Origin of the sequence: Streptomyces sp. NPDC001922, assembly GCF_042891165.1 — a bacterium.
Lineage (GTDB): Bacteria > Actinomycetota > Actinomycetes > Streptomycetales > Streptomycetaceae > Streptomyces.
This window is the reverse complement of sequence record NZ_JBIASV010000004.1, coordinates 259,415-286,197: the sequence shown is the minus strand read 5'-3', so window position 1 is coordinate 286,197 and position 26,783 is coordinate 259,415. Positions and strand designations below refer to the sequence as shown.

The 26,783-nt window shown below is 73.2% G+C and carries 20 protein-coding genes; 6 read left to right on the top strand and 14 right to left on the bottom strand.

From position 1 onward, the window contains the following. Window positions 1-22 precede the first annotated feature (22 nt). Window positions 23-1,699 (top strand): alpha-amylase family glycosyl hydrolase, encoded by a 1,677-nt coding sequence (locus ACFYYR_RS09060; protein WP_388848810.1) that lies wholly within the window; start codon window positions 23-25, stop codon window positions 1,697-1,699. Window positions 1,700-1,806: 107 nt separating this feature from the next. Here the strand turns inward: ACFYYR_RS09060 and ACFYYR_RS09055 are convergent, their stop codons facing one another. The 6 genes from ACFYYR_RS09055 to ACFYYR_RS09030 all read right to left on the bottom strand — a co-directional run bounded on the left by ACFYYR_RS09055 (window position 1,807) and on the right by ACFYYR_RS09030 (window position 8,148). Then, a complete protein-coding gene (locus tag ACFYYR_RS09055; protein ID WP_388848807.1) occupies window positions 1,807-3,255 on the bottom strand; it encodes a SulP family inorganic anion transporter in 1,449 nt (482 codons plus the stop codon). Window positions 3,256-3,671: 416 nt separating this feature from the next. Then, window positions 3,672-4,067 carry a hypothetical protein gene (locus tag ACFYYR_RS09050; protein WP_388848804.1) on the bottom strand — a complete coding sequence of 132 codons (396 nt, stop codon included), beginning with the start codon at window positions 4,065-4,067 and terminating at the stop codon, window positions 3,672-3,674. Between the two features lie 471 nt (window positions 4,068-4,538). Continuing rightward, complete coding sequence (locus tag ACFYYR_RS09045; protein WP_388848802.1) at window positions 4,539-5,996, bottom strand: MFS transporter; 1,458 nt, start codon at window positions 5,994-5,996, stop codon at window positions 4,539-4,541. A gap of 115 nt (window positions 5,997-6,111) precedes the next feature. Further along, window positions 6,112-6,630 (bottom strand): hypothetical protein, encoded by a 519-nt coding sequence (locus tag ACFYYR_RS09040; RefSeq protein ID WP_388848799.1) that lies wholly within the window; start codon window positions 6,628-6,630, stop codon window positions 6,112-6,114. Beyond that, window positions 6,627-7,886, bottom strand: coding sequence for a hypothetical protein (locus tag ACFYYR_RS09035; protein WP_388848796.1), 1,260 nt, complete (start codon window positions 7,884-7,886; stop codon window positions 6,627-6,629). The genes ACFYYR_RS09040 and ACFYYR_RS09035 overlap by 4 nt, the downstream gene beginning before the upstream one ends. 109 nt (window positions 7,887-7,995) lie before the next feature. Then, window positions 7,996-8,148, bottom strand: a complete 153-nt coding sequence (locus tag ACFYYR_RS09030; protein WP_388848793.1) for a hypothetical protein — start codon at window positions 8,146-8,148, stop codon at window positions 7,996-7,998. Window positions 8,149-8,545: 397 nt separating this feature from the next. Between ACFYYR_RS09030 and ACFYYR_RS09025 the strand changes: the two genes are divergently transcribed. Continuing rightward, entirely contained in the window at window positions 8,546-9,997 is a 1,452-nt protein-coding gene (locus tag ACFYYR_RS09025; RefSeq protein ID WP_388848790.1) for an aldehyde dehydrogenase family protein, read from the top strand. A 187-nt stretch (window positions 9,998-10,184) separates the two neighbouring features. On the opposite strand, the gene ACFYYR_RS09020 is transcribed toward ACFYYR_RS09025, so the two are convergent. From ACFYYR_RS09020 to ACFYYR_RS09000, 5 genes are all read right to left on the bottom strand, one after another. Further along, window positions 10,185-11,342 carry a DUF6183 family protein gene (locus ACFYYR_RS09020; RefSeq protein WP_388848786.1) on the bottom strand — a complete coding sequence of 386 codons (1,158 nt, stop codon included), beginning with the start codon at window positions 11,340-11,342 and terminating at the stop codon, window positions 10,185-10,187. 195 nt (window positions 11,343-11,537) lie between these two features. Beyond that, the gene (locus ACFYYR_RS09015) at window positions 11,538-11,972 is read right to left on the bottom strand and encodes a DUF6011 domain-containing protein (protein ID WP_388848783.1); all 435 of its coding nucleotides are present in this window, start codon (window positions 11,970-11,972) and stop codon (window positions 11,538-11,540) included. A 440-nt stretch (window positions 11,973-12,412) separates the two neighbouring features. Continuing rightward, window positions 12,413-12,757 carry a DUF202 domain-containing protein gene (locus tag ACFYYR_RS09010; protein ID WP_388848780.1) on the bottom strand — a complete coding sequence of 115 codons (345 nt, stop codon included), beginning with the start codon at window positions 12,755-12,757 and terminating at the stop codon, window positions 12,413-12,415. Beyond that, on the bottom strand, window positions 12,754-13,182 hold the full coding sequence (locus tag ACFYYR_RS09005) for a YidH family protein (protein ID WP_388848777.1): 429 nt from the start codon (window positions 13,180-13,182) through the stop codon (window positions 12,754-12,756). Before ACFYYR_RS09005 ends, ACFYYR_RS09010 begins: the two co-directional genes overlap by 4 nt. A 98-nt stretch (window positions 13,183-13,280) precedes the next feature. Further along, window positions 13,281-13,805 carry an NUDIX domain-containing protein gene (locus ACFYYR_RS09000; protein ID WP_388848774.1) on the bottom strand — a complete coding sequence of 175 codons (525 nt, stop codon included), beginning with the start codon at window positions 13,803-13,805 and terminating at the stop codon, window positions 13,281-13,283. A gap of 410 nt (window positions 13,806-14,215) precedes the next feature. Between ACFYYR_RS09000 and ACFYYR_RS08995 the strand changes: the two genes are divergently transcribed. The 3 genes from ACFYYR_RS08995 to ACFYYR_RS08985 all read left to right on the top strand — a co-directional run bounded on the left by ACFYYR_RS08995 (window position 14,216) and on the right by ACFYYR_RS08985 (window position 18,857). Then, entirely contained in the window at window positions 14,216-15,184 is a 969-nt protein-coding gene (locus ACFYYR_RS08995) for a hypothetical protein (protein WP_388848771.1), read from the top strand. Window positions 15,185-15,320: 136 nt separating this feature from the next. Continuing rightward, window positions 15,321-16,850 carry an APC family permease gene (locus ACFYYR_RS08990; RefSeq protein ID WP_388848769.1) on the top strand — a complete coding sequence of 510 codons (1,530 nt, stop codon included), beginning with the start codon at window positions 15,321-15,323 and terminating at the stop codon, window positions 16,848-16,850. A 180-nt stretch (window positions 16,851-17,030) separates the two neighbouring features. Beyond that, window positions 17,031-18,857, top strand: coding sequence for an AMP-dependent synthetase/ligase (locus ACFYYR_RS08985; protein ID WP_388848766.1), 1,827 nt, complete (start codon window positions 17,031-17,033; stop codon window positions 18,855-18,857). Window positions 18,858-18,882: 25 nt separating this feature from the next. On the opposite strand, the gene ACFYYR_RS08980 is transcribed toward ACFYYR_RS08985, so the two are convergent. Continuing rightward, window positions 18,883-21,276, bottom strand: a complete 2,394-nt coding sequence (locus tag ACFYYR_RS08980; protein WP_388848763.1) for a phosphoketolase — start codon at window positions 21,274-21,276, stop codon at window positions 18,883-18,885. 696 nt (window positions 21,277-21,972) lie between these two features. Here ACFYYR_RS08980 and ACFYYR_RS08975 point away from each other — a divergent pair. Next, the gene (locus ACFYYR_RS08975) at window positions 21,973-22,917 is read left to right on the top strand and encodes a glycoside hydrolase family 6 protein (protein WP_388848760.1); all 945 of its coding nucleotides are present in this window, start codon (window positions 21,973-21,975) and stop codon (window positions 22,915-22,917) included. 75 nt (window positions 22,918-22,992) lie between these two features. Here ACFYYR_RS08975 and ACFYYR_RS08970 read toward each other — a convergent pair whose 3' ends face one another. Both ACFYYR_RS08970 and ACFYYR_RS08965 read right to left on the bottom strand, forming a co-directional pair. Next, on the bottom strand, window positions 22,993-24,864 hold the full coding sequence (locus ACFYYR_RS08970) for a galactose oxidase-like domain-containing protein (protein ID WP_388849284.1): 1,872 nt from the start codon (window positions 24,862-24,864) through the stop codon (window positions 22,993-22,995). A gap of 41 nt (window positions 24,865-24,905) precedes the next feature. Next, a complete protein-coding gene (locus tag ACFYYR_RS08965; protein ID WP_388848757.1) occupies window positions 24,906-26,714 on the bottom strand; it encodes a glycosyltransferase family 2 protein in 1,809 nt (602 codons plus the stop codon). Window positions 26,715-26,783 lie beyond the last annotated feature (69 nt).

The window sequence follows — 26,783 nt, the reverse complement described above, 5'->3', positions numbered from 1 at the left end:
CGCAACCCCGAAGGAGACGTCCGTGTCCCATGCCCAGCGCCCCACCGCCGGTACCGACTGGTGGCGCAGCGCGGTCATCTACCAGGTGTACATCCGCAGCTTCGCCGACGGCGACGGCGACGGCATCGGGGACCTCACCGGGCTGCGCGAGCGGCTGCCCTACCTCGCCGGGCTGGGGATCGACGCCGTCTGGCTCAACCCCTGGTACCCCTCGCCCATGGCCGACGGCGGCTACGACGTCGTCGACTACCGGGACATCGACCCGGCCTTCGGCACCCTCGCCGACGCCCAGGCCATGATCGAGGAGGCGCACGCCCTCGGCCTGCGGGTCGTCATCGACATCGTCCCCAACCACACGTCCGACCGGCACCCCTGGTTCCGGCAGGCGGTGGCGGACGGCCCCGGTTCGCCCGCCCGGGCGCGCTACCACTTCCGCGACGGCAAGGGCGCCGACGGCGAACTGCCGCCCAACAACTGGCGCAGCGTCTTCGGCGGCGGTGCCTGGACCCGCGTCACCGAACCCGACGGCACACCGGGCCAGTGGTACCTGCACCTCTTCGCGCCGGAGCAGCCCGACCTCAACTGGGACAACGAGGAGGTCCGGGCGGAGTTCGAGTCGATCCTGCGGTTCTGGTTCGACCGCGGCGTCGACGGTGTGCGGATCGACGTGGCCCACGCGCTCGACAAGGACCCGGACCTGCCCGACCTCGGCCCCTCCGACATCGAGGTCATCGGCTCGGGGGCCACCGCCGAGCACCCGCACTGGGACCGCGAGGGCGTCCACGAGATCTTCCGCGGCTGGCGCGCCGTCGCCGACTCCTACCCGGAGCCGCGGGCGTTCGTCGCCGAGGCCTGGACGGGTGCCCCGGAGCGGCTGGCCCGTTATGTCCGCCCCGACGAGCTGCACACCGCCTTCAACTTCGACTACCTGACCGCGCCGTGGCGGGGCGACCGGCTGCGGGAGGCCATCGACTCCTCCCTCGCCGCCCTCGGCTCGGTGGGCGCCACGGCGACCTGGGTGCTGTCCAACCACGACGTCGCCCGGCACGTCTCCCGGTACGGCCGGCCGCAGCCGGACGGTCCGGTGCGCTCCCTGGCCGAGCTCGCCACCGACGTGCCGTTCGACCTGGAGCTGGGGACCCGCCGGGCCCGGGCCGCCGCCCTGCTCACCCTCGCGCTGCCCGGCGGCGCCTATGTCTACCAGGGCGAGGAGCTGGGGCTGTGGGAGGTCGAGGACCTTCCCGACGCAGTGCTCCAGGACCCCACCTGGGAGCGGTCCGGGCACACCGACCGCGGCCGGGACGGCTGCCGGGTCCCGCTGCCCTGGTCCGGTGACAGCGCCCCCTTCGGTTACAGCCCCTCGGGCGCGCGGGCGCAGCCGTGGCTGCCGCAGCCCGCGGCGTGGTGTGAGCTGACGGAGGAGGCACAGCGCGGCGCCGACGGGTCGATGCTGGAGCTCTACCGGGCCGCCCTGCGGATCCGTGCCGAGCACCCGGCCCTCGGCGACGGCGCGATGACCTGGGACTCCGCGACCGGCTCCGAGGTGCTGTCCTTCACCCGCACCCCCGGACTGCGCTGCCTGGTCAACCTCTCCCCGGACCTGGTGGTGCTGCCGGAGCACAGCGGGGTGATCCTGGCCAGTGGCCCGCTCGAGGGCGGCCTGCTGCCCCGTGACACGGCGGTGTGGCTGGCCGTCTGACGGGGGGCCACGGGGTGGCGCGGTGGTCCGATGCCGGGCCACCGCGCCGGCCCCTCTCTCCTTCCGGAACCGGGGCAGAGCCGTGGGCCCCGGGCAGCCCTCAGGCCTCAGGGGGAGAGCTGTGACTGCCGCGAACGGCGGTGCTGCTCGGCCCAGTTCGTCAGCGCCGCGGAACAGGTGTGATCGAGATGGCGCAGCCCGCTCAGTTCGAGCTCGACCTCGCGGTCGGCGGGCAGTGCCTCCAACTGGTCCAGGAGCTTCGGCAGCCGCAGGAACGTCGCGTTCCCCAGGACCCGGACGCGCAGCGGCCCGTCGGCGGAGCCCTGCGACACGTCGAGATGGATGTGCGAGGTCTCCCAGGCGGTCTTGGCGATGGCCAGCAGCAGCCCGATGAGCACCCCCTCGAACATGTTGATCATCACGATGACGACGGCGGTGGCCGACAGGACGACGGCCTCGCCCCGGTGCTCACACCACAGGGAACGCAGTTCGCGCACCGGGATCAGCCGCCAGCCGGCGTGCACCAGCACACCCGCCAGCGCCGCGACCGGGATGACGCCCAGGGCCGCCGGAAAGGCCGCCGCGAAGACCAGCAGCCAGACACCGTGCAGGACGCGGGACGCCTTGGTCCGCGCCCCGGCCTGGACGTTGGTGGCGCTGCGGACGATGACCGCGGTCATCGGCAGGGCGCCCAGCACACCGCACACGGTGTTGCCGGCGCCCTGGGCCATGAGCTCCTTGTCGTACTCGGTGCGGGGCCCGTCGTGGAGCCGGTCGACCGCGGCCGCGCTGAACAGGGACTCGGCGGAGGCGATGAGCGTGAACGCCAGTACGGTGCCGAGCATGCCGATGCCGAGGAGCTGGCCGAAGTCACCGGGGCTCGGCGGCTGGAGGGAGTCCAGCAGCCCGCTGACCTCGACCCGCGCGACCGGCAGATCCCACACCCCCACGGCCCCTGTGGCGAGGATGACGGCCGCCAGCGGGGCGGGGAGCACCCGGGCGGCGCGACGCCACCGGGACCAGAGGACGAGGACGACGATGGTGGACGCGCCGACGCCGAGCGCCGCCAGGGCCGGGCCGGACCGTACGGTGTCGGCGACCAGACCGGGGATCCCGGCGAGGTTGGCGATGCCCGTGCCGCGGGGCTTCGCGTCGGTGAGGACGTAGAGCTGGCCGGTGATCAGGACGAGGCCGATGCCGGCGAGCATGCCGTGCACCACGGCGAACGAGATCGCCCGGAACCACCGCCCGAGGCCCAGCGCGCCCATGCCCAGTTGCAGCAGGCCCGCGGTGAGGACGAGGACGCCCAGGGCCGCGGTGCCGTACTCCTGGACCGCTTCGTACACGAGTACGGTCAGGCCGGCGGCCGGGCCGCTGACCTGCAGACTGCTGCCGGGCAGCAGACCGGTGACCAGTCCGCCGACGACGCCGGTGACCAGGCCCAGTTCGGCGGGGACCCCCGAGGCGACGGCGACGCCCACACAGAGCGGCACCGCGACGAGGAAGACCACGAGGGAGGCGGTGAAGTCCGCCCGGAGAACGGAGAGTCGATTCATGGTGTCCGGCCCTGCTTTCCTGTGGTGGGGCACAGTCGGGTGGTCGGATCGTGACCGGTGCGGGGGCCGGCTGCGGCCCGCGCCGGGAACCGCCGGTGCGGGACCACGTCGGGGCGTCGGCCGGCGCCAGGGACCGGCCGAAGGCGGGGGCACGGCCTGCGCGGAGGATGTGGCCGTGAGGCGATCCCGGAACGCCGCCACCGGGCGCAGGGACGGGGCCGGGACCGGGCCCGGGCAGAGGAACGGAGGACGGCCGGGGGAGCGTGGGCTCGCAGCCCCGCCCGCGGCACTGCGACGTCATGGCCGGTCCGGGCATGCCGAACGAAGGTCTCCACGAGGAGGTCTCCTGCTCATGAGGGGTGCCGCCACGGGAAGTCGGAGGCCGGGCGGCCGGGGCGCGCCGTTTCCGCGCAGGGTCAGCAGCGGAAGACGCGGAGCAGGGAGCACCGTTCGGGCGGTGTGCCGGCGATCGGGCACCCGTCGGCACGGGACCCGGAGCGGGCAGCGACGGGAGCACGCAGCCCGCAGGCACGACGGGGGAGCGTCTGCAGCGCACGCCGGTGCGCCGGGACCGAGGCCCGTGCCCCGCGGCGCGCCTGGCTCCGCACGGCGTCGCGCTCCGCGCTGTCGGCGGTCTCCTCGGACACCCCGGTCCCACCGGCACCGGCAGGGAGCGGCAGTTGCGCGGCCGAGGCGACCGGTGGAGGGATCAGCAAGCCGGCGGCGGGCGACGCGCCACCGAGCAGCAGCACGAGAACGACGGCGAGCAGCACCGGGGGCACCCGGCGCAGCGGCACTGGACACAGCGGCACTCGGCACAGCGGCATTCGGCGCCGCGGCACTGGGCTCAGCGGCACTCGGCACAGCAGGGCGCGCAGCGGGAAGGCCGGAGAAGGGCGGCACAGGGGAGCGGCCGATCGTCCGCGTGCGCGGTGCGGTGGGAAGGCCAACGGCACTCGGCGCGGTGCGCGCCGTGTGTCCCTGCCCTTGCGCATCATCGCCCTCCGCCTGCGCCGCGGAACACGGAGCCGTCTGCCGCTCCGCGCTCGTCTCCGGTCACCGGGTCATCCCGCGCATGCAGAAGTGACCAGGGCTGATCCGGTCCAACACCAGGCTTCCCCCGGGATAGGACGACATAACGCCATCTTGTGTACGGACGCGGCCTTCCCTGACGGCACGGGCGGCAACTCCTGCCCCTGCTGTGCTGCCTCGACAGGCGGCCTCCAGCAGGGCCGGAGGGCCGGTGGGCCGGGCAAGGACGGGCCGTTTCCCGGGTCCGGCCCTCAGCGGTGACCCGCCGTCCCCGCCTCGGCGGGGACCTCGGCCGCCGTGGCCTGATTGCCCCGTACGGACCGCAGGTACGGCAGCAGGAGCGGTGCGATCGCCAGGGCGAGGAGCCCTCCGGTGAGGGCCAGGGCCGGGTAGCTCCCGCCGGCGACGACCATGCCCGAGGACAGCCCGCCGGTGGCCCCCGCCAGAGCGATGCCGACGTCCACCAGGCCCTGGGCCGAGGCGCGGCGCGCCGGCGGCAGGGCGTCGGTGACCAGGGCGGTGCCGCTGACGAGCCCGAAGTTCCAGCCGAGCCCCAGCAGTACGAGGGCGACCGCGAGGGCGGGCACGGAATGGGACGGTGCCAGCGCGGCCAGCACTCCCGCGGCGAACAGCGTCACCCCGGACGCCGCCGCCACGGGTATGCGGCCGAACCGGTCGACGAGCCGGCCGGTCAGCGGGGAGGGCAGGAACATCGCCCCGACATGCAGCGCGATCACCAGCCCGGACGCCTGGGTGCTGTGGTCGTGCGCCCGCATGTGCACCGGCGTCATCGTCATGATCGCGATCATGACGAGCTGCCCCAGCACCATGACGGCCGTCCCCGTGGCCACTCCGCGCACATCCGTGACCTCCGGCGACGGGGCCGCGGCCGGTGCCGCCGAGGCCGCCCCTGTCCGCTCTCCCTTCGCGTCCCGGCCGTTCCGGAGAGCGGCGCTCGTCGTGGTGGCCGCCGGCGCCGTCGGAGCCGTGGGGGGTGCCGGAGCCTCGGGCGGCGCAGGGGCGATGGCGTCGGCCTCGCCCTCGGCCAGGGCGCGGGCCAGCCGCAGGGGGTCCGGGCGCAGCGCACACCCCAGGACGATCGCGGCCGCGCCGTAGGCGACCGCGGCCAGCAGGAAGGGGCCCGCCAGCGGGGGTATGCCCCAGCTTCCGGCGACGTCCCCGGTCGGACCGGCCAGATTGGGGCCGACGACGGCGCCGAGCGTGGTGGCGAACAGGACGGTGCTCACGGCGCGGCCCCGGCGCGCGGGGGAGGCGAGGTCCGCTCCGGCGTAGCGGGCCATCAGATTGGTCGAGGTCCCGGCTCCGTAGACGAGCAGGGCGAGGAACAGCGCGACGACCTGGCCGGTCGCGGCGGCCGCCACGACCCCGACGCTCCCCAGGGCGCCGGCTCCGTAGCCGAGGGCCAGCCCGGGACGGCGCCCCCACCGTGCGCAGATCCGGCCGATTCCCGCCGCCCCGAGTGCGGCACCGGCGGTGAACAGGGCACTGGGAACTCCGGCCAGCCCGGTGGAACCGAGCATGTCCTCGGCGATCAGCGCGCCCACGGTGATACCCGCCGCGAGGCCGGCGCCGCTGAGGACCTGGGAGACCACCAGGACTCGCAGAATCCGCCGCTGCTCGGGCAGTTCGGCCGGCCCGGCCGGAGCGGACCCCAGCTGCGTGGCCGGGGGCTCGCCGCGCACCGTCATCGATCGTCCTTTCCCGTGGTGAGTGGTGATGCCGGCGCTCGGGTATGCCGCGGCCGCCCTTCCCGGGCACACCCGGAAGGCCCGGCAGGCCTTCGTGGGATGCCGGGCCTGCCGTTCAGGCCGCGGCCATGGGCTCCAGCGCCGCTATGTCCGTCAGGGAGATCCCCATGTGGTCATGGAGGAACCGGACGATGGTCCAGTGCGGCAGCGCCCCCTCGTCGAAGGGGCCGAACTCCGCGCAGTAGAGCGGTATCCAGCGCAGGGCCTCTTCCAGCACCTGTTCCCGGCCCGGTTCGCGCTGGTAGTCCTCGTAGCCGATGCTGCGGTGCTCGATGAAGAAGCGCCCCGGGAGCCGCTCCTCGCACAGCGCCCGGTACTCGCGGGTCTGCAGGATCAGGTAGTGCCAGATCTCGTCGATGTCCTGCTCGACGGGCAGGAACAGACCGCTGAGGCGGTCCCGGTAGCGGGAGACGAGGTAGAGGTACCGCAGACACTCCGTCACCTGGCGTTCGGCGTACTCCGCCGCCACGCCGGCCCGGTCGGCCGCATAGGTGACCGCTTCGGTGTGCAGGGTTTCGCCGAGGAGTTCCCTCAGGTCGGCGGGGGACACCGGAGCGCGGTGCGGGCTGGTCAAGGGTTCTCCCTCCGCGGCTCGGGCGCCTGCACGAGCCATGCGTACTTGCCGGACTTCCCGATGGGGATGTGGGGGCGGTGCTCGACCCGGCAACGCCGTCCGATGAGTTCACCGACGCCGTCCGCCAGGGCTGCCGCCTCCGCGTCACCGAGGGGTGCGCTGTCGAAGGTGGTGCAGTCCAGCCGGGCGGTGCCGGGCTCGGTCACGTGCAGCTGATGGACGAACACCCGGGCCGACGCCTCAGTGATCCGCTCGTCCAGCTCACCCTGCGACACGGGGCCGCGCGGCGAGGCGAGCAATTCCTTTGCCCGGCCGCAGAACTGCACTATTTTGGCCGGATCTGGCGTACCGTCCTGTGTGCGTACGCAGTCTCCTGAGCGGTACCGGATCAGCGGCATATGCGGATTCCGTACGCTGGAGACGATGAGCTCGAATATCTCGCTCCCGGGAGCCACCGGCAGCAATTCGAGGCTCATGTCGTGCAGATAAGGCCGGTACTCGCCCGTGCTGTCGCTGTAGAAGAGATAGCCGAGCTCGGTGCTGCCGAACAGATCGATCAGCGGGCCGTCGAAATGCTCCTGCAGGAATCGACGGACGTTCAGCGGGGCGTATTCATAGGCGTGGATGATTCCGGCGGGCGGTGGGAACGCATCCAGCAGATCCCACTCCTTGGCCTTTCGTACCAGATGCGCCAGGTGGTACGCCGAACAGTCGAGGAGATACCGGCCCTGCGGATGCTCCTCGCGGACTCCCGAGATTTCGTCGAGCATGCGCTCGCAGTCGCCGCGGTCCCACAGCTCCGGGTCGAGCCGCAGATTCACATAGCAGGTGCGCTCATCCAGCCGGCGGTCCTCGAAGGACGGTGCCGGATCCGGCTCCCCGCCGCGCTTGGCCGCGTTCACCCGGGCGACGTGCTCGGTCGCCAGCACCGTGGTCAGCGAGACGCGCCGGCACCCGTCCTCCCAGGTCCCCGCGAGATCGGGGTGATCGCTCCAGAGCTTGTAGTACGAGTGCAGCAGGAAGTACGGGGGCCGGATGATCTGCATGCGCGCATGGTTGGTGCCCGTGGACAACACGAACTCCGCCTCGCCCCCGGCCAGTGCCGCCGCCAGCCGCGGCGTCATCCAGTTGTCCGGGAACCCGCGGGCGATCTCCGGCTTCTCGAGCAGGGGGAAGTGGCCCTGCTCCACCGACCGGCGGTAGATCGGAATGTCTTTGACCAGTTCGATGGTCTCGGCAGTCGGCTGACCGTCCATGGAATACCTCGAGGTGCTCGGCATCGTTTCCCCCGCAGCGGGGCCGGGGCTGACAGCCGGGGCCGGCCGTGAGTTCACCGGCGCGGCCCCGGCCCCGTTCAGCTCTCCGTCAGGAGATGCAGCCGCTCTTGGTCAGGCTGATGCAGCCGGACTTGGGGGCGGAGCTGATGCAGCCGTCCTTCGCGGCCGACTGCGCCGAATTGACGGCGATCCAGTTCTGCCAGACGTCGTCCTGCGCCATCTTCTTGATGAGCTGTTCCATGCAAGGCCTCCAGAATCGAGCTGGGACATACGGCGCCGACCCGCGCGGACGTCGCACCGATCGAACGTAAAAGGATGCTCAAAGAGATGTCAACGGCAGGTAATGTCACGGGCCGTGAGAACCGACTGCCGTCAGCCAACTTTGGCGTGATCTTTCTGTCGTGACCCCGTCGAGGGTTGTGCCGAAATGACTTGATCATTCGTCACGTATTGCCTGTGCTCGGCGTCGCCTCATCCGCTGTCACGCTGCCGCCCGACCTCCAGCGATGTGCGACAGCGACGCCCGGACGTGAGGTCCGACGGTGCGTCGGCCGTCGGGCCGAACCGGAGCCACCGCCATCACGTCTCCCACCGGGAGCCCCGGAACGACCACCCGAGGCCAGACACGAGGGAGACCCATGTCCGACGACACGCTCACCGGCATCCCCGCCGCAGGACTGATCGACCGCACCACGCTCTACATCGGCGGAGCGTGGGTGGCTCCCCGGGGCGAGGGTGTCATCGAGGTCGTCGACCCGGCCACCGAACAGGTCCTCGCCACCGTCCCGGCCGGTGACGCCAAGGACGTCGACACGGCCGTCGCCGCCGCCCGCGCGGCGCTCCCCGGCTGGTCCCGCACCACCCCTGCCAAGCGTCGCTTCTACCTCGACCGGCTGCACCGGGCGCTGCTCGGACGGGCCGAGGAGATCGCGACCACCATCAGCGCCGAGACGGGCACTCCCCTCGAGGCCGCCCGCGCGGTCCAGGCCGCACTCCCGGCCGCGGTCGTCTCCTCGTACGCGGACCTGCTCACCGGCTCCGCGTCCCGTGACACGGCCGACGGTTCGTTCGCGATCAAGGAGCCGGTCGGAGTCGTCGCGGCGATCACCTCGGGCGGCGACCCCCTGCACCGGATCGCGACCACCGTCGGCGGCGCGCTCGCGGCCGGGGCGACGGTGGTCCTCAAACCGTCCGGGTCCGCCCCGCTCAGCGCCTACATCCTGGCCGAGATCCTGCACGGCATCGGGCTGCCCGCCGGGGCGTTCAACCTGGTGCCGGGCACCGGACCGGTCGCCGGCGAGGCGCTCGTCTCCCACCCGGGCGTCGTCATGGTGTCGTTCACCGGCTCGTCCCGCGTCGGCAGGCGCATCGCCGAGGCCGCCGCCACGTTCACGCGGCGCTCCCTGGATGTCGACGGCAGGTCCGTCGTCGTGCTGCCCGGCGCCGGTCTGCCGGACACGGTGCGGCGGACCGTGGCCGAGGCGATGGCCGGCGGCGGCCGGGCCCGCACCGCCCCGACGCGGCTGCTCGTCCCCGCGGACCGCTGTGACGAGGCGGTGGAGCTGGCCCGGGCCGCGGCCGAGGAGTACACCGTCGGCGCTCCCGACGACCCGGCGACCTGGGTCGGCCCGCTCTCCTCCCTCGCCCGGCGCGACCGGGTGCGGGCCTGTCTGGAGCAGGCCGTCGCGGAGGGGGCCCGGCTGGTCACCGGCGGGCCGGAGGCTCCGGACCACCTGCCGGTCGGTGCGTATGTCCGGCCCACGGTCCTCGCGGATGTCACCGAGGGCATGGCCGTCGCCCGGGAGGAGATCCCCGGCCCCGTCCTCCTCGTCATGGCGTACCGGGACGAGGAGGAAGCGCTGCGCATCGCCGACACGGCGGGGCGCGGAGCGTCGGCGGCGGTGTTCGCCGGAACCCGGGCGGAGGCCGTCGAGTTCGCCCGCCGCATGGATGTCGGCACGGTCGTGATCAACGGCGGTTCGGCGTACCCGCACACGCCCTCGGCGGGAACGCGGCAGCCCGGCAGTGGCGGGGAACCGGAAGTCCGCAGTCTTGACGACTTCCAGTGGACCAGGTCGCTCCGCTTCTGACCACGGCAGGTCCGGTCGCGACTGGCCTCGTCAGTTCCGGTCGCGTCGGCTGCGGTTGGAGCGGGCACGGCATGGGCCGGGCCCGCTCCGGCCGTGGAGCCGGCGCGGTTGCCGTGGCCGCCCGGGGCGGGGCGTGCGCCGGGCCGGATCGCGGTGCGGTTCGAGGCCGGGGGACGGAGAGACGGGTTCAGTGCATGTCCGTGTCCGTATCCGTGGCCGCCAGCAGGGCGATGCGCCGCCCCGTCGGATCGAGCGCCGCGAAGCCCAGTTCCGCGCAGCCGAAGCCGTACTCCGTGTAGCCGCCGACGAACCAGCCGTTGTCCGTGCCCTCCGCCACGGCGAACCGGAGCCAGCGGTGCTCGGCGGCGTGCCGGACGGCGTCGGTGTGGGGCACGTCCCGGTCCAGGTCCAGCAGCGCGTAGAGGCCCCGCCACGCCGCCAGTCGTGCGTAGGCGCCCTCCTGCCCCAGGCTCTGGATCCCGCCCGCGAACGTGGCGAGAAAGAGCGCGGCCAGCACGTCGTCGGCCGTGGTGTGCGCGGCGGCCAGGGTGTCCGGAGTCAGCCCGGCCAGACAGTCTGCGGGGAGGCCGGTGAGCAGGGCCGCGTTCCAGTCGGCGGCGGGCAGTGGCTCCGGCAGCTCGTAGAAACGCGCCTCCCACGACTCGAACGGGGTCAACGGCTCCCCGGTCCTCTCGGCCCGCCGGGGATCGGCGACCTCCCGGGCGCCGCGCGCCGCCCGTGCCCCCGCATCGGTCGGCGGGATCTCCGGGTACCGGCCGCGCAGCTCCTGCGGAGTCAGCGCGCCGCTCCTGCGGTTCCGGTGGTGGGACAGGCGCCGGGCGCGGTCCTCGAACGCCAGGGCCGGCAGCGGCAGCCAGGCCAGGGGATGGCCCAGCTCGCGCAGCCGCCCGGCGTACGCGAGATACGGCTCGTCCCACGGCCCCCACGAGCGCAGCGCGATCTCCTGCAGCAAGCAGGCACGGAATTCCGCGGCCGTGTCCAGCCGCTCCGGCAGCTGCTCGAAGAGCGAGTGCAGCGGTGTGGTGCCCGGCGGCCGGACCAGATGCCAGGCCATCCGGCGCACCAACGCACGGTGGTACTCGGGTCCGTCGAGGCTCAGCAGCGTGTCGGCCAGCCGGGCCGCGCAGACGACGGCTGCGGGCGACGGGTCGGAACACAGCGCCACGGCGATCCGCCCCAGGGGTGCGGACCCGGTGTGCGCCGTCGCGCGCGAGACGAGGACGGCGAGTTCGTACAGACCCTCGGGGTCCTCCGCGGCGCGGGCGCGCAGCCCGGCGTCGTCGGGGAGTGTGGGCAGGGCGGGCGCGTGGGACGGTTGTGGCATGGCGGAGACGCTACGGGGGTGGGCTCGCCCGGCGCGACGCGATATCCCACCGGGACGCGAGACCCCGTCAGTTCGGGGCCGGCACCAGGCGCTCTGCTCCGTCAGCCCTTGTTTCCAGTGCGGCTGCCACAAGCGCTGCATCGGCCAGGGAGCTGTGCTGTCCGGCGAACAGGGAGTCCCTGCGCCGCAACGCACTCAGATGAGCAGATGGCGGGCGCAAGTCGGCCCGTACCCGGCCAGACGAGACAGCTCGTCGGAGAGTGGGCGCCCGCACTCCCGGCACGACGAGGACGGGCCCCCACCGGTCGGCCGGCACGACTGGGAGGGCGACGGGCCCCGGCCGGCCGGACGGCCATCGTCGCGGGCGGAGGAGAGCAGCGAGGTGACGGCGACTGTCGCGACGGCGGTGACGATCGGCACGGCGTGCGGGCGGGCGGCCATGGCGGCCTTCACGGCCTGCTCGCGGACGCGGCCGGCGACCGTCGCCGCGGTGGCCCGGATGCGGGCTGCGCGGCCCTGCTCGCCGCCGTCGGCCACGTCGCCCGGGGTGGTGCGGGGCGTCCACCGCCGGCGCGGGGAGGCGTCATCCATGGTGCGGCCCTTCATGGTCTGACGGTTGGTCGAAGCCATTGTGCAGGCACTCCGCACGCGATGTGCGGGGTGCCCGGAATTCGGGGCAGGCCCCGCCACTGCCCCACTCTCGCCCAGGCCCTGGACCCGGTGCTGGATGCCTTCACCACCGGCAGGACCGCGGCGGTCGCCGAGGCGTCCACCCGCCTCCTGCCGGACCTGGCCGGCCGGCGAGGCCAGATCCTCACCAGCAGCCGCCTGCCCTTCCGGCCGGGCCGGTCCCAACGCCTCGCCGAGCTGACCGCCGCGACCGGCGCCCGCGTGCGCATCTGTGAGGGCGTGAGGGGCCCCTGGCCGGGGCGCAGCAGGGGCTTCAGGGTGCTGCCCGGGGGACGAATCGTGCACGCGTCTGCCCGAGGGTCGTGATCGGCACCGCAGAGGCCGGAAGCGCCGTCCGGTGCAGGGCTTGCCCGGTTGACTGCACCAACGTGAAAGGCAGCTCACCCCACGACGAGCAGTCCGAACACGCCCAGCGCGACCGTGCACCCCACCACGACCCCGGCCGCCCGTCCCGACAGTGCCGTCGGCCGCGGGGCGCCCAGGGACAGCATGCGGCGGTGTGCGGTGCCCAGGAACACCAGCAGGGCGAGGGCCGTCAGCGCCACCGTCAGGACGGAAGCGGCCGAGATCCCGTGCCCCAGTGCCTGCCGCACGGCGAGCACCGCGGCCACCGCTGCGGACAGCGTCGTCCGGCGCCAGGCCAGCCGGGTGCGTTCGGGCTGCAGCCCGGGGTCCCGCTCCGGCCGTGGCCCGGGACCCCGCTCCGGTGGTTCCGCTCCGCTCACCGGTCGGCCCAGCCGACGGCCACCGCGACCACCATCACGAGCGCCACCACCGTCAGACCGACGGCGAGCCACGCCGGGAAGCGGCTCACCGGCAGGTCCTCGCCCCGCCGCATCGCCACCTCGCAGCGCGCCCAGTGGTCGACCGCCCGCACCGCACACAGCGCGCCGCCCAGCAGCAGGACCAGCGCCATGCTCACCCGCAGCGTGCGGTGCAGGTCGGGCAGGAACTGGGCCACCGCGAATCCACCGCCCACCAGGGCGAGCGCGGTGCGGAGCCAGGCGAGGAACGTGCGCTCGTTCGCCAGGGAGAAGCGATAGTCCGGGGTGTCGCCCTCCGACCTGATCCGTTCGGGAGCGAACCACAGCCGGACCCCGGCGGCGATCGTCCGCAGTCTCCCGGACAGCGCCTTCACGGACACGATCATGGCCGCACCCTACCGGCCGGGCCCGCGCCCACCGTGGGCTCCGGCGCTCACCGCCGGGGCCGGCCGACGGGTGTCCGGTACGGAGCCGGTCACCGGAGCTACCGGTTGCGCCACTCCTGGAGCCTGCGGTAGGCCTCCCTGCCGTCCGGGACCCACTCCCACTCCGGAAGCCGCCGCTCCAGCTCCTCGTCGGTCAGGAAGCCGTGCCAGGCGACCTCCTCCACCTGAGGGTTGACCGGAAGGGTGCAGCTCACCTCGTAGATATGCGACCACCAGGTGTGTTCCGGTGTCTCGTAGAGGAAGTGGAAGAGGGGTTCCGGCTGCGGCAGCCCCGCGACCCCGAGCTCCTCCTCGGCCTCCCGCAACGCCGCCTCCGCATACGACTCGCCGGCGCCCACCACCCCGCCGACGAACATGTCGTACAGCGAGGGGAAGACGATCTTCTCCGGGGTCCGGCGGTGGACGAAGATCCGGCCGTCCGCGTCCCGGGCCAGCACGAACACACATCGGTGGCGCAGCCGGCGGGCCATCGCGTCCTCGCGCCGGGCCTGTCCCACGACCCGGTCCTGCTCGTCCACGATGTCCAGCAGCTCGTCGGCGGAGCGCGGTTTCTGATCGGCCATGCCCTCCATCCAACCAGGGCCCGGCGCGCGGCGGCCCCGCGTGCCACCCGCCCACGGCGCGGCTCCGCAGCGGGCCTGCGTCCACCGCCCACCGCGCCGCCGAGCCGCCGCGATCGGTTGACGGGCGCCCTCCCGCACCCGGGGCCGCACCCGGCATCCGGAACTCCGTCATCCGTAGAGGCACTTCTGCCATCCCGGCAACAGGAACTCGCCATATCGGCGGCGCCGGGGCGGCGAGGAGCCGGTCGTTCCCTTTCGGCCTTGACGCGGACCAGTGACTACCGCTTTGCTGTGCGTGATCATCGGCCGTCGACGGAGTCCGAGACCTCCGCGCTAGGGACCGATCAGACCTGCAATTCGACGCCCTCGCACGGGCAGAAGGTGGCGTGTGCCGTGGAGGAAGCCCCGGGATGACGCCACCTCCGCCTCCCCCTCCGCCACCGCCCTCGCTGGGCCGGGCCCGGCGCCGGGACGGACCGAGCTTCGACCCCGCCCTCGACGACCACGCTCTCGCCCGGGCCCGCGACGCTCTCGCCCAGGGCCGCTGGACCGACGTCCGGGACCTGCTCGCCACGACCGGCGACGACTGGGACCGCCGCGGACACCGGCTCGTCGTCCTCGCCGAGGGACCCGCCAGCGCCGCGTGGGCAGAGGAGTGGAAGCTGGCCGAGCCCGACAGCGCGGACGCCGCGGCGCTGCTCGCCTGCGCCACCGTCTTCCGCGCGGTGCGCCGCCAGGAGAGCGCCGAAGCGGCCCGGGGAGCCTGCCGGGCGGCGGCCCGGATGGCACCGGCCGACCCGACGCCCTGGCTCGGCCTGCTGATCCTGGCCCGGCGCACCGGTACCGACGAGGAACGGCTCCAGGTCTTCGACCAGGTACGCGGCCGGCACCCGGAGCACCACCACGCCCACCACCTGATGACCGCCTGCCTGGCCGAGCGTCAGCAGGGCCACGGGGACGACCCGTTCCACGAGGTGTACGACTTCGCCTCCTGGGCCGCCGAACAGGCTCCCGCCGACTCCCCCCTCGCCGTCCTGCCCGTCGTCGCGCACGCCGAGCGCTACCGGGTGCTGGCCCTGGCCGGGGCCGAACCGCGGGACCCCGCGCGGTCCGGCCACTGGACCACCCGCCGCGCCCGGCAGGCCATGAAGGCCGCGTTCGACTGGTGGCTGGAGTGGGAGGGAGAGGACCATCCGCGGAACAAGGTCGACCTGAACTTCCTGGCGCACGCCAAGGTCCACGAGGGCCGGATGGCCGAGGCCGCCGCCCTGTTCCACCGCATCGGGCGGCACGCCAGCCACGTCCCGTGGGCCTACCCCGACCGCGACCCCCGGAAGGCCTTCCGTACCGCGCGCCGTGCCGCGCTCGGCTCCGTGTGACACCACGGCCGGGCCCGGCCCCCGGCGCCCCGCACCCACCCTCGCCCCGACCCCCGTGACCCCCGCCGCGCCCGCAGGCCCCCGGCCTCCGGCAACAACCCAGCCCCGACGCCCCCATGGGAAGGACACCGCCGCCATGCTCAATGGCAGGACGAGCGAGATCAGCACGTTCAAAGGCCACGACCGGGCCCTGCGCGCCGACCGCATCGGGATGACGGGACTGCTGCTGTCCGTCCTCGCCGCCAGCGCGCCGCTCATGGTGGTGGCCGGCGTGATGCCCACGACCTTCGCGGTGATGGGCATCGTCGGACAGCCGCTGATCTTCGTCATCCTGGGCGTGGTGCTGGCCCTGTTCAGCTTCGGCTACGCGGAGATGAGCCGGCATGTGCACAACGCCGGCGCCTTCACCGCCTATGTGGCGCGCGGCCTGGGCGGCACCGCCGGAGCCGGCGCGTCCGTCGTGGCCCTGGTCGCCTACAGCGCGATGCAGACCGGGGTGTACGGCATCTTCGGCTTCGAGCTGTCCGTGCTGCTCGCCGACCACCTGGGCATCGACACCCCCTGGTGGATACCCGCCCTCGCCGCGGTGGTCCTCGTCGGAGCCCTGGGCTGGCTGAAGATCGACCTCAACGCCAAGGTGCTCGGCGTGCTGCTGCTCATCGAGTGCCTGATGGTGGCCGTCTTCGACGTCGCCGCCGTCGCGGACCCGGCCCCCGCCGGCCTCTCCCTGCAGGCCTTCGACCCGGACACCCTGACCGGAGCCGGGCTGGGCACCGCCCTGTGCTTCTGCATCGCCGCGTTCGTCGGCTTCGAACAGCCCGCCGTCTACGCCGAGGAGACCAGCCGCCCGCACGTCGTGGTGGCCCGGGTGACCTTCGTGATGGTCGGCTTCGTGGCCGTGTTCTTCGCCCTCAGCTCCTGGGCGCTCGGCGTCGCCGCGGGGCCGTCGCGGATCGTGCACGTTGCCCAACAGGAGGGACCGGCACTGCTGTTCTCCCTCACCGAGGCACGGCTCGGCGCCGGATTCACCGACGCGCTCCACGTCTTCTTCGTCACCGGCATGTTCGCCTGCCTGCTCAGCTTCCACAACGTGGTCGCCCGGTACGCGTTCGCCATGGGCCGCGAGGGCCTGCTGCCCTCGGCGTTCGGCCGGACCAGCCCCACCAGCGGCGCCCCCGCCCACGGTTCGCTGCTGCAGAGCGTGATCTCCGTCGTCGTGGTCGTGGCCTTCGCGGTCACCGACGGCCGGCCGGCCGGCGACCCGACCGCCCCGGTGCTGCACCTGTTCACCTGGATGGGCAATGTCGGCGCGCTCGGCGTGCTCCTGCTGCTGGCGGCCACCTCCGTGGCCGTCATCGCGTTCTTCGTCCGCCGGGGAGCGGCACGGGCCCAGATGTGGCGGATCGCGTCCTCCGCGGTCGCCGGGGCCGCCCTCGTGGTGATCATCGCCATCGCGGTCGTCGACTTCGACGTGCTGGTCGCCGCGGGGCCGGGCTCGGCGCTGAGCCGGATCCTGCCCGGCGTCATCGGCGTCGCGGCGGTCGGCGGGGTGATCTACGGCCGGGTGCTGCGCTCCGCCAAGCCCGAGGTGCACGCCCGGATCGGCCTGGGCAACGAGGCGTTCCAACTGGAGAAGGCCGCCGCGGCCGCCGGCACCACCCCCTGACGGCCTGGGCCAACCGCGGTCCCGCGCTGTCGAGTTCCGTCCGAGGGGAGCCCAGGGGCCAGGCCGGCGGGACTTTCCGCCCACCCCCTAGGCACGGCGCCTCCCGGCCGGTAGCTTGCCCTCCCCACCGCTTCTCGGTGCGGGTCACCTGCACGGCAGCTACGTGGGCAAGGAGGCGCTGTGCGCGAATTCAGCCTCCCACCCCTCGTGGCGGGTCCGCGGCGCGGAGGACTGGCCGACTCGGTGTACGAGGTGGCCGAGCGGAACCCCGCCCTGCCCCAGCTCTCCCGGCGGGACGGCCCGCCGGAAGCGGAGTGGACCACGGTGACGGCCGAAGCCTTCCGCGACGACGTCCTGGCGCTGGCCAAGGGCTTCCTCGCGGACGGCATCCGGATCGGCGACCGCGTGGCGCTGATGTCCCGGACCCGCTACGAGTGGACGCTCGTCAGCTTCGCCCTCTGGTCGGTCGGAGCCCAGCTGGTGCCCGTCTACCCCACCTCCTCCGCCGAGCAGGTCCGCTGGATCCTGCACGACTCCAAGGCGGTCGCCGTCGTCGTGGAGACCGCGGAGCACGCCATGACGGTCGGCGCGGTGTGCGACGGACTCCCCGCCCTGCGCCGCATCTGGGAGCTGGACGGCGGCTGCACCGCGGCGCTGGCCGAGCGCGGGCGGGACGTCACGGACACCCGGGTGCACCGCCGCCGCCGGGCGGTGACACCCGGCTCGGCGGCCACCATCACGTACACCTCGGGCACCACCGGCAGACCCAAGGGCTGTGTCCTCACGCACGCCAACTTCGCCGTGGAGTGCGACACCCTGCTCGCGGGCTGGGGCCCGGTCCTCGCCGCCCCCGGCGAACAGCCGTCCGTCCTCGCCTTCCTGCCGTTCTCGCACGTCTACGGCCTGATGGTGCAGGTCGCCTGCCTGCGCGGCGGGGTGCTGCTGGGGCACCAGCCGGAGATCACCGCCGACGCCCTCTTCCCCGCCCTCGCCGGCTTCCGGCCCACCTTCCTCTACGCGGTGCCGTTCTTCTTCGAGCGCATCTTCCACCGCACCCGCCGGGCCGCCGAGGAAGCCGGCCGGCTGGAGGTGTTCGACAAGGCCATGGACGTCGCCGTGCGCTGGGCCGAAGCCATGGAACAGCGCGCCCTGGGCACCGGCCCCGGGCCCGGACCGTCGCTGAAGATGCAGCACGCGCTCTACGACCGGCTGGTCTACGAGCGGATCCGGGCCGTGCTGGGCGGCCGCGCCCGGCATGCCGTCTCCGGCGGATCGCCGCTCGGCCGCACCCTGGGGCTGACCTACGCCGGGATCGGCATCACCGTCTACGACGGCTACGGACTCACCGAGTCCACCGCCGGGGTGACCGGACAGCCCCTGGGGCGGGTCAAGTTCGGCACCGTCGGCCGGCCCATCCCGGGCACCTCGGTCCGGATCGCCTGGGACGGGGAGGTGTGGGTGCGCGGCGAGACGGTCTTCGCCGGGTACCTCGACGACCGGCCCGCCACCGAGGCCGTGCTGCGGAACGGCTGGCTCGCCACCGGTGACGTCGGCACGCTCGACACCGACGGCTATCTGACCATCACCGGACGGAAGAAGGACATCATCATCACCAGCGGCGGCAAGAGCGTCGCCCCCGTGGTGCTCGAGGAGCGGCTGCGCAGCCACCCGATGATCTCCCAGTGCCTCGTGGTGGGCGACAACCGCCCGTACGTCACGGCCCTGGTGACCCTGGACCCCGAGGCCCTCGGCCACTGGCGGCGGATGCACCGCAAGCACGGGACCCTCCGCGAACCGGCGGCCGACCAGGAGTTGCACGAGGAGATCCAGCGGGCCGTGCACCGGGCCAACGCGGCCGTCTCCCACGCCGAGTCCATCCGGGCGTTCCGGATCCTGGACGCCGAATTCAGCCCGGCGGACGGCCTGATGACCCCGTCCCTGAAGCTCCGGCGCGGCGCCGTCGTCGCCCGGTACGCGGCCGAGATCGACCTCATGTACCGCTCCTGACGGCAGACGCACGGGGCAACGATCCTCACTGCCCGTCGCCCCCCGGCCGGTCCTCCCAGGTCCAGTCGGCGACCTCCGGCAGGTCCGTGCCGTGCTCCCGGATCCAGGCGTGGTGCCGGGTACGGACGTCGGCCATGGCCTGCCGCACCGACACCGCTCGTCCGCCGAGGCCCGGCACCCGGTCGATGACGTCCATCACCAGCCGGTAGCGGTCCAGATCGTTGCGGACCACCATGTCGAACGGCGTCGTGGTGGTGCCCGACTCCTGGTAGCCGCGCACATGCAGCTGCGGGTGGACCGCGCGGCGGTACGCCAGCCGGTGGATCAGCCAGGGGTAGCCGTGGTAGGCGAAGACGACCGGCCGGTCGCGGGTGAACAGGGCGTCGAACTCCGCGTCCGGCATGCCGTGCGGATGCCGGTCCCGCGGCAGCAGGGCCGTCATGTCGACCACGTTGACCACCCGGACCGCCAGTCCGGGCAGCCGGCGGCGGAGCAGCTGTGCGGCGGCGAGCACCTCCTGCGTCGGCACGTCACCGGCACAGGCCAGCACCACGTCCGGCTCCCTGCTGCCGTCCTCGGTACCGGCCCACTCCCACACGCCCGCGCCCCGGGCGCAGTGGGCCCGCGCCTCGTCCAGGCCCAGCCAGTCGAACGACGGCTGCTTGCCCGCGACCACGACGTTCACATACCCGCGGGTGTGCAGCACATGGTCGGCGACGGTGAGCAGGGTGTTGGCGTCCGGCGGGAGATAGACCCGGACCACCTCCGGGCTCTTGTTCAGCACATGGTCGACGAAGCCCGGGTCCTGATGGGAGAAGCCGTTGTGGTCCTGCCGCCACACATGCGAGGTGAGCAGATAGTTCAGCGAGGCGACGGGCAGCCGCCACGGCAGCTCCCGGGCGGTCTTCAGCCACTTGATGTGCTGGTTCACCATCGAGTCGACGATGTGCACGAACGCCTCGTAGCTGTTGAACAGCCCGTGGCGCCCGGTGAGCAGATAGCCCTCCAGCCAGCCCTGGCAGAGGTGTTCGGAGAGGACCTCCATCACCCGGCCGCCGTGCTCCAGATGCTCGTCCCCGGCGGCGGCCGCCGCCTCCCAGGCCTTGCCGGTGACCTCGTACACCGCGTCCAGCCGGTTCGAGGCAGTCTCGTCCGGCCCCACGATCCGGAAGTCCCGGCGCTCCGCGGTCTCCGCCATGATCCGGGACAGCAGGCCGCCCAGCACTCTCGTCGGCTCGTGCAGGGTGGCGCCGGGCCGCTCCACCGGCACCGCGAACTCCTCCAGCGGCGGCGCGGGCAGCTCACGGAGGAGCAGCCCGCCGTTGGCGTGCGGACTGCAGCCGAGCCGGGCGTCTCCCTCCGGCACACAGCGGAGCACCGCCGGGCGCGGACCGCCCCGGTCGTCGAAGAGCTCCTCCGGCCGGTAGGAGCGCAGCCACGCCTCCAACTGCCGCAGGTGCTCCGGGTTCTCCCGGACCCCGGTCAGCGGGACCTGGTGGGAGCGCCAGGTGCCCTCCACCCGCTGCCCGTCCACCTCGGCGGGCCCGGTCCAGCCCTTGGGCGTCCGCAGCACGAGCACCGGCCAGCGGGGCCGCTCCCGGACGCCGTCCTCGCGGGCGGCGCGCTGATGGCCGGCGATCCGGTCCAGTGCCTGGTCCAGGGCGACGGCCATCGCACGGTGCACCTCCCGCGGGTCGTCCCCGGCGACGGTGATCGGCTCGTGCCCGTAGCCCCGCAGCAGTGCGGTCAGCTCCGCTTCGGGGAGCCGGGAGAGCACCGTCGGGTTGGCGATCTTGTAGCCGTTGAGGTGCAGGACCGGCAGCACGGCTCCGTCGTGCACCGGGTCGAGGAACTTGTTCGCGTGCCAGGAACCGGCCAGCGGACCGGTCTCCGCCTCGCCGTCGCCGATCACACAGGTCACCAGCAGACCCGGGTTGTCCAGCGCGGCCCCGTAGGCGTGGGCCAGGGAGTAGCCCAGCTCGCCGCCTTCGTGCAGCGAGCCGGGGACGTCCGGGGCGACATGGCTGGGCACCCCGCCGGGGAAGGAGAACTGCCGGAACAGCCGGGCCATCCCGTCCGCGTCGCGGCCCACCGTCGGATACGTCCGGGTGTAGCTGCCCTCCAGCCAGCTGTTCGCCAGCACGGCCGGGCCGCCGTGCCCCGGGCCCCAGACGCAGAGCGCCTCCAGACCGCGCTCCCGGATCACCCGGTTGAGGTGGGTGTACACCAGGTTCAGCCCCGGCGTCGTCCCCCAGTGGCCGAGCAGCCGCGGCTTGATGTGTTCCGGCCGCAGCGGTTCGCGCAGCAGCGGGTTGGCCAGCAGGTAGATCTGCCCCGCGGCCAGGTAGTTCGCGGCGCGCCAGTGGGCGTCCAGTGCCGCCAGCTCCTCACCGGTCGGGGCCGGCCGGTCGTCGGTCATGGAACCTCCTCGAAAGCCGCGGGGGTGTCCCGGTTACGGGTTCCACGGCGCCGCGCGGTCATGCGGAGCGCCCGGGACGGGAGCCCCGGCGCCGCGGCACCCGAGCCCGGCCCCTCGGCACGGCGCCCGGAACCGGGGTGTCCGGCCCGGTGTATGTCCCCGCGGAGGCCCGGTGTCAACGTCAGCGGCGCCCCATCACCCGAAGAGATCACCCCGGTTGGGCCATTCATGTGCGGGCACCGGCCGAACCGGCGCGGAGAGTTCCGCTGTTCGGGGGCGGGAGGGAGAGTCGCAGCGGAACCGGCACGCCCCGGCGGGGGCAGGAGGAAGGATCGGATGGCCGAGGAAGGCTTCAGGAGCAGCACATCGCGCCGGTCGGCCCCGGGGTGTGATGCGAACGTCCCGCCCGGCCGGCGGCGTCCGGCTCGCACTCCCCCGTGGCCCTTCGGGCACGGGAGGTGCCCCCACGCCGCGTGGTCGGTCGTCGGCGCGGCCCGCCGTGCTCTCTTTTCCCCCTGGGCCCGGCGGCCCGGGAGGTGCCCGCATCTTCCGCCGTGCGATCGCACGCACCGGACGCCGCCGGTCCCGCCCCTCGGGCGGACGACACTCCTTCCGAAACACGCCCTGGCGGCCACCTCCGCCGCCCTGGGCCTCCTGCTCAGCGGATGCACGGCGCTGACCGAGGGCGCCCAGGATGTGATCGACCAGCAGCCGCCGCAGTCCCGGCAGCGCATGGACCACACCCTCCGCACCGGCCACCCCGACCTCTGGGTGAACCCGGAGACGCCCGCCGCCCGGCAGGTGCGCCAGTGGCAGCTGGAGGGCCGTACCGCGGACGCCGGTCTGCTGCGCCGGATCGCGGAACAGCCGGTCGCCGAATGGATCGGCGACCATCCGGAGACCCGGGTCGACGCCATCGTGGACGCCGCGGAACGCGCCGGACGCACCCCCGTTCTGGCCGCCTACCACATTCCGTACCGGGACTGCGGGAACCACTCGGCCGGCGGCGCCGGGGACGCGGCCGCCTACCGGCAGTGGATCCGTGCCGTGGCCGCCGGGATCGGCAGCCGCCGGGCGATCGTCGTCCTGGAACCCGACGCGGTCGCCCAGGCCGTCGACGGCTGTGTGCCCGAACAGCTCCGGCCGCAGCGCTTCGCCCTGCTCAAGGACGCGGTGGGAACGCTGTCCGCGCTCCCCGCAGCCCGGGTCTACCTCGACGCCGGCCACCCCGACTGGATCAAGGACACCGCCCGGCTGGTGGAGCCGCTCCGGCTGAGCGGCGTCGACGCCGCCGACGGCTTCGCCCTCAACGTCTCCAACTTCCAGCTGACCCGGACCTCCGAGGAGTACGGCCGGCGGCTCTCCCAGGCGCTCGGCGGCAAGCCGTTCGTGATCGACACCAGCCGGAACGGCAACGGTCCGGTCCAGGGCGTGCCGGCGAGCGAGGAGCGGGCCTGGTGCAACCCTCCGGGGCGGGCGCTCGGCGAACTGCCGACGCTGCGCACCGGCCGTCCCGGCGTCGACGCCTTCCTGTGGGTCAAGCGCCCCGGCGAGTCCGACGGCACCTGCAACGGCGGGCCCCCGGCGGGCGACTGGTGGCCGCGGTACGCGCTGGACCTGGCCCGCACGGGCGGAGGCTGACCGGATCCGGCACCGCCGCGGTGCCGGACACGGCCCCGCCCCCGGCCCGGACGGCCAGGGGCGGGGCCGACGCCGTCACCTCGGCGGAACGTGCACCCAGCGGGCCCGCGACGGGGTGCCCTTCCCGTCGCTGACGAAGAGCATGTACCAGCCGGGCGGCAGCAGCGCCGGGTCCTTCGGCACCGACAGCCGCAGCGACCGGCCCCGCTGCCGCACCGGCACCTCCACCGACCGCTGTTCCACATCCGTGGTGTGGGTCACCGCGCTCGGCCGCATCAGCCGCGCCGCGGTCACCTTTCCCCCGGCCGCCAGCGCGAACCGGGCCGTGGCCCCGCGCCGCAGCTCGGTGGGCCCCGCACCCAGCACCGGCCGGCCCTTCCGGTACAGATACGGCGGGGTGTAGATCTCCACCCGCTGCTCGAACGAGCCGGTCTGGGTGTTGTCCGGGTCGGCGTAGAGCGGGTCCGAGCCGAACGTGGCGACCCGGCCGTCGGGCAGCAGCAGCGCCGAGGAATGGTAGTTGCGCCCCACGACCGGCGCCGCCGCCGGGCGGAAGGCGTTCTTCGCCGGGGTGTAGAACTGCGCGTGGTGGATGTCGCTGTCGCTCTTCCCGCGGTAGTCGACGGAACCGCCGGTGGTGAACACGGTGTCGTCCGGCAGGATCACACTGGACAGATAGCGGGTGCCCTGCGGCAGATCCGGACCGTCGGTGAACCGGGGCGACTTCTTCAGGTCGACCACGGCGGTGCGCGCCGTGGACCGCTTCGACTCCCCGACGCCCCCGCCGCCCAGCACCATCACCTTCTGGTCCTGCGCGGGCGGCAGCAGCACCGATGCCGAGGTCTCCGTCTCATCGGCGTCCTTCAGCCCCGGCACCCGCTGGAAGGTGTTCCGGCGCAGGTCCCACAGGCCGGGCTCCCGGCCCTCGTCGGCGGGCCCGTACCCGGCGTTGGAGCCGGAGTAGAACAGCTTCCCGCCCTGGGTGAGGAAGAGCGCCGGGTAGGTGGGGAAGTACCGGTGCGGCGCCGTGGACCACCTCCGCGTCCTCGGGTCGAAGATCTCGTTCTTCCCGTTGATGATCTGCCCCACGTCGTCCAGCCCCGACACCGCCAGCACCCGGCCGTCGGCCAGCGTGACGAGCGTGGGGTACCAGCGGCTCTCCGCCATCGGGTCGACGGGGACGTAGCGCTCGGTGCGCGGATCGAACTCGTACGCCGCGTTGATCCCCTGGTAGTCCTGCTTGTCCAGGGTCATGGCCTGCGCCAGGCCGTACAGATTGCGCCGGTCGCTGCCCGACAGCCCCGCGATCCGGTACTGCGCGGGACGCTTGCGGACCTGGCCGCGGCCCTTCCGCGCCGCCTCGACGAAGACCCGCACCTCACCGGCCGTCACCGTCACCTTGCCCTTGCGGCTCTTGTGCTTCTTCGCCGCCGGGACGGTGAAGGCCCGGACGGCGCGGTACTCCCGGCCGTCCGGTGCCCGGAAGACCGTGCCCCGGCGGAAGGTGCGGGTGACGTCCGGGTCCTCGTTCTTGACCAGCATCGGCCCCGCGGCGCGCTCGACCTTGTCCGCCATGATCTCGTAGCGTGCGGTGCCGCCCGCCACCAGCAGGCGCCCGCCGGGCAGTTGGGCGTGCCCGGAGCAGAACAGGTCGTCCGGGGTGGGCACGAGCTTGAAGGTGTTCCTGACCGGGTCCCACAGCAGCGTCTTGAAGGACCCCGCGTCGAAGCTCTTCTCGTTGTTGCCCGATCCGGCGATCAGCAGCACCTTGCCGGTGTGCAGCAGCGCCGCATGAATGGCGTCGACCCGGTACCGGTCCGGGACGTCCAGCAGGTCCCAGTGGCCCAACCGCGCCTTGTAGCCGGGCTGTTCGATCCGGTACGCGTGATAGGTCCGCTCGGCGTAGCTGATGGCCGCCGGAGCGTTCAGGCCGGCCAGCACGACCATCGCGGCCGTCCCCACGACCGTGGTGCGGACGCGTGGGCTGATCACAAGGCGCACAGCGAATCCTTCTCTGACGTGGTGGCGAGTTCGGACGTGATGGCGAGCTCGGACGTGGTGGCGAGGGAGGTCTCGGTACGGGCGGCGGGAACGGCCGGCGGAACCGCCCGGGTACGCCGCCGCAGCCGGCCGTCGACGTACCAGATCACCGGCGGTGCGAGGGCGAGCAGCAGCGCCAGCAGCGACCAGGTGCGCATGGCCGCGTGGGTGTGCCCGAGGAAGCCGGAGGCGACCAGTCCGCCCGCGAACACCACGGCCCACAGCAGGTGGATCCGGAAGGTGGCCAGGCGGTCGGGGGTGGCGGAGTCGCCCTTCGGCGTCACCACGAAGGTGCTCTTCCGGCGCAGCGCCGCGTCCATCAGGGAACGGGCGTAGATGGGGGCGGAGAGCGCCGACATCACCATGCCGGCCACGCCGCCGGAGCCCTCGGGCTCGTGCGGGGAGATGTTGTGCCGCCGGTTCCAGATGTACAGCCCGATCTGGAGCGCCGCCGCGTCGCTGTACAGCATCAGCCACACCTCCGAGGAGATGTGCACCCCGGAGGCGCCCAGCACCAGGAAGAGCGTGCAGCTCAGCGCGGCGAGGAGCCAGTTGAACGCGGCCATCGGGTAGTAGGCCAGCATCAGGGTGTAGTTGAGCAGCTTGCCCGGCGGCATCGTCAGCGGTGCCCTCCAGTACTGCTTGAGGATGGTCTCGTAGGTGCCGCGGGACCAGCGGAGCTGCTGGGTGAAGAAGTCGGTCCAGGCGGTGGGGCCTTCGCCGACGGCGAGGACGTCGGGGGTGTAGACCGAGCGCCACTTCTGGCCGGTGGCGGGGTTGCGGTGGCGGTGCAGTTCGAAGCCGGTGGCCATGTCCTCGGTGATGGAGTCGTACAGCCCGCCGATGCCCTTGATGGCCTTGATGCGGACGGCGTTGCTGGTGCCGACGAACATCGGTCCGCCGTAGGCGTTGCCGGCCCGCTGGATGAGGGCGTGGAAGAGGAACTGCTGGCTTTCGGCGGCCTTGGTGACGGCGGTGTCGTAGTTGCCGTAGACCTGGGGGCCGATGACGAAGGCGATGTCGGGGTCGCGGAAGAAGCCGAGCATCCGCTCGAGGTAGTTGGGCAGCGGCACGTGGTCGGTGTCGACCGAGGCGAAGTAGTCGTAGTCGTCGCCGTGGGCGTCGAGCCAGGCGTTGTAGTTGCCGTGCTTGGTCTTCGCCCGGTGCGGACCGGAGGGCTGGTTCCACTTGGCCACGCCCTTGCGGCTGAAGTGGTGCACGCCGAGCCGGGCGCAGACCTCCTTGACCTCGGGGTCGTCGCCCTCGTCCAGCAGCCATACGTGGAGCAGGCCGCGGTGCCGGATGCGGACGGCCGCCTCCAGGGTCTTGGTCACCATCTCGATCGGCTCCTTGCCGGGCACGAACGAGGTGAGGAAGGCGACCTTGGTGCCCTTCTCCGGCACCACCGGCACCGGATCCCGCGCCACCAGCGTGGCATGCGCGTTGGAGACCACCGTGAACAGCCGGAAGAGTTCGATCAGCCCGATGGAGACGAGCATCGTGGTGTCCGCCGCCGTCTCCCACCCGGCCACGTACGTCCGGTGCACCCAGTGCTCCGGCTGCAGCAGCCAGACCAGGAGCACGGCCGAGAGAACGGGGGCCGCCCCGAGCAGCAGCGCGGCGCGGATCCGGTGCGGCTCCTGCGCCAGCAGGCTGCGGTAGCGCACCCGGTAGGGGCGGTCCGGCTCGGGCTCGGTGAGCGGACCGGCCAGCCGGCTGTAGCGCTCGTAGTCGTAGACCTGACGGTGCGATGCCATCGGGGCGCCCCCGCGGACTCGTTCGGACGAAACGTTGTGGAGCGATGACCCGGATGGCTCACTTCCAGT

Bases quoted from the DNA above. Each gene is read 5' to 3' on its own strand.
- ACFYYR_RS08995 (WP_388848771.1), top strand. From the start codon at position 14,216: ATGACGCCACCTCCGCCTCCCCCTCCGCCACCGCCCTCGCTGGGCCGG.
- ACFYYR_RS08970 (WP_388849284.1), bottom strand. From the start codon at position 24,864: ATGGTCGTGCTGGCCGGCCTGAACGCTCCGGCGGCCATCAGCTACGCC.
- ACFYYR_RS09045 (WP_388848802.1), bottom strand. From the start codon at position 5,996: ATGACGGTGCGCGGCGAGCCCCCGGCCACGCAGCTGGGGTCCGCTCCG.
- ACFYYR_RS09020 (WP_388848786.1), bottom strand. From the start codon at position 11,342: ATGCCACAACCGTCCCACGCGCCCGCCCTGCCCACACTCCCCGACGAC.
- ACFYYR_RS09000 (WP_388848774.1), bottom strand. From the start codon at position 13,805: ATGGCCGATCAGAAACCGCGCTCCGCCGACGAGCTGCTGGACATCGTG.
- ACFYYR_RS08965 (WP_388848757.1), bottom strand. From the start codon at position 26,714: ATGGCATCGCACCGTCAGGTCTACGACTACGAGCGCTACAGCCGGCTG.
- ACFYYR_RS09005 (WP_388848777.1), bottom strand. From the start codon at position 13,182: ATGATCGTGTCCGTGAAGGCGCTGTCCGGGAGACTGCGGACGATCGCC.
- ACFYYR_RS09030 (WP_388848793.1), bottom strand. From the start codon at position 8,148: ATGGAACAGCTCATCAAGAAGATGGCGCAGGACGACGTCTGGCAGAAC.
- ACFYYR_RS09055 (WP_388848807.1), bottom strand. From the start codon at position 3,255: ATGAATCGACTCTCCGTTCTCCGGGCGGACTTCACCGCCTCCCTCGTG.
- ACFYYR_RS09035 (WP_388848796.1), bottom strand. From the start codon at position 7,886: ATGGACGGTCAGCCGACTGCCGAGACCATCGAACTGGTCAAAGACATT.
- ACFYYR_RS09015 (WP_388848783.1), bottom strand. From the start codon at position 11,972: ATGGCTTCGACCAACCGTCAGACCATGAAGGGCCGCACCATGGATGAC.
- ACFYYR_RS08990 (WP_388848769.1), top strand. From the start codon at position 15,321: ATGCTCAATGGCAGGACGAGCGAGATCAGCACGTTCAAAGGCCACGAC.
- ACFYYR_RS08980 (WP_388848763.1), bottom strand. From the start codon at position 21,276: ATGACCGACGACCGGCCGGCCCCGACCGGTGAGGAGCTGGCGGCACTG.
- ACFYYR_RS09025 (WP_388848790.1), top strand. From the start codon at position 8,546: ATGTCCGACGACACGCTCACCGGCATCCCCGCCGCAGGACTGATCGAC.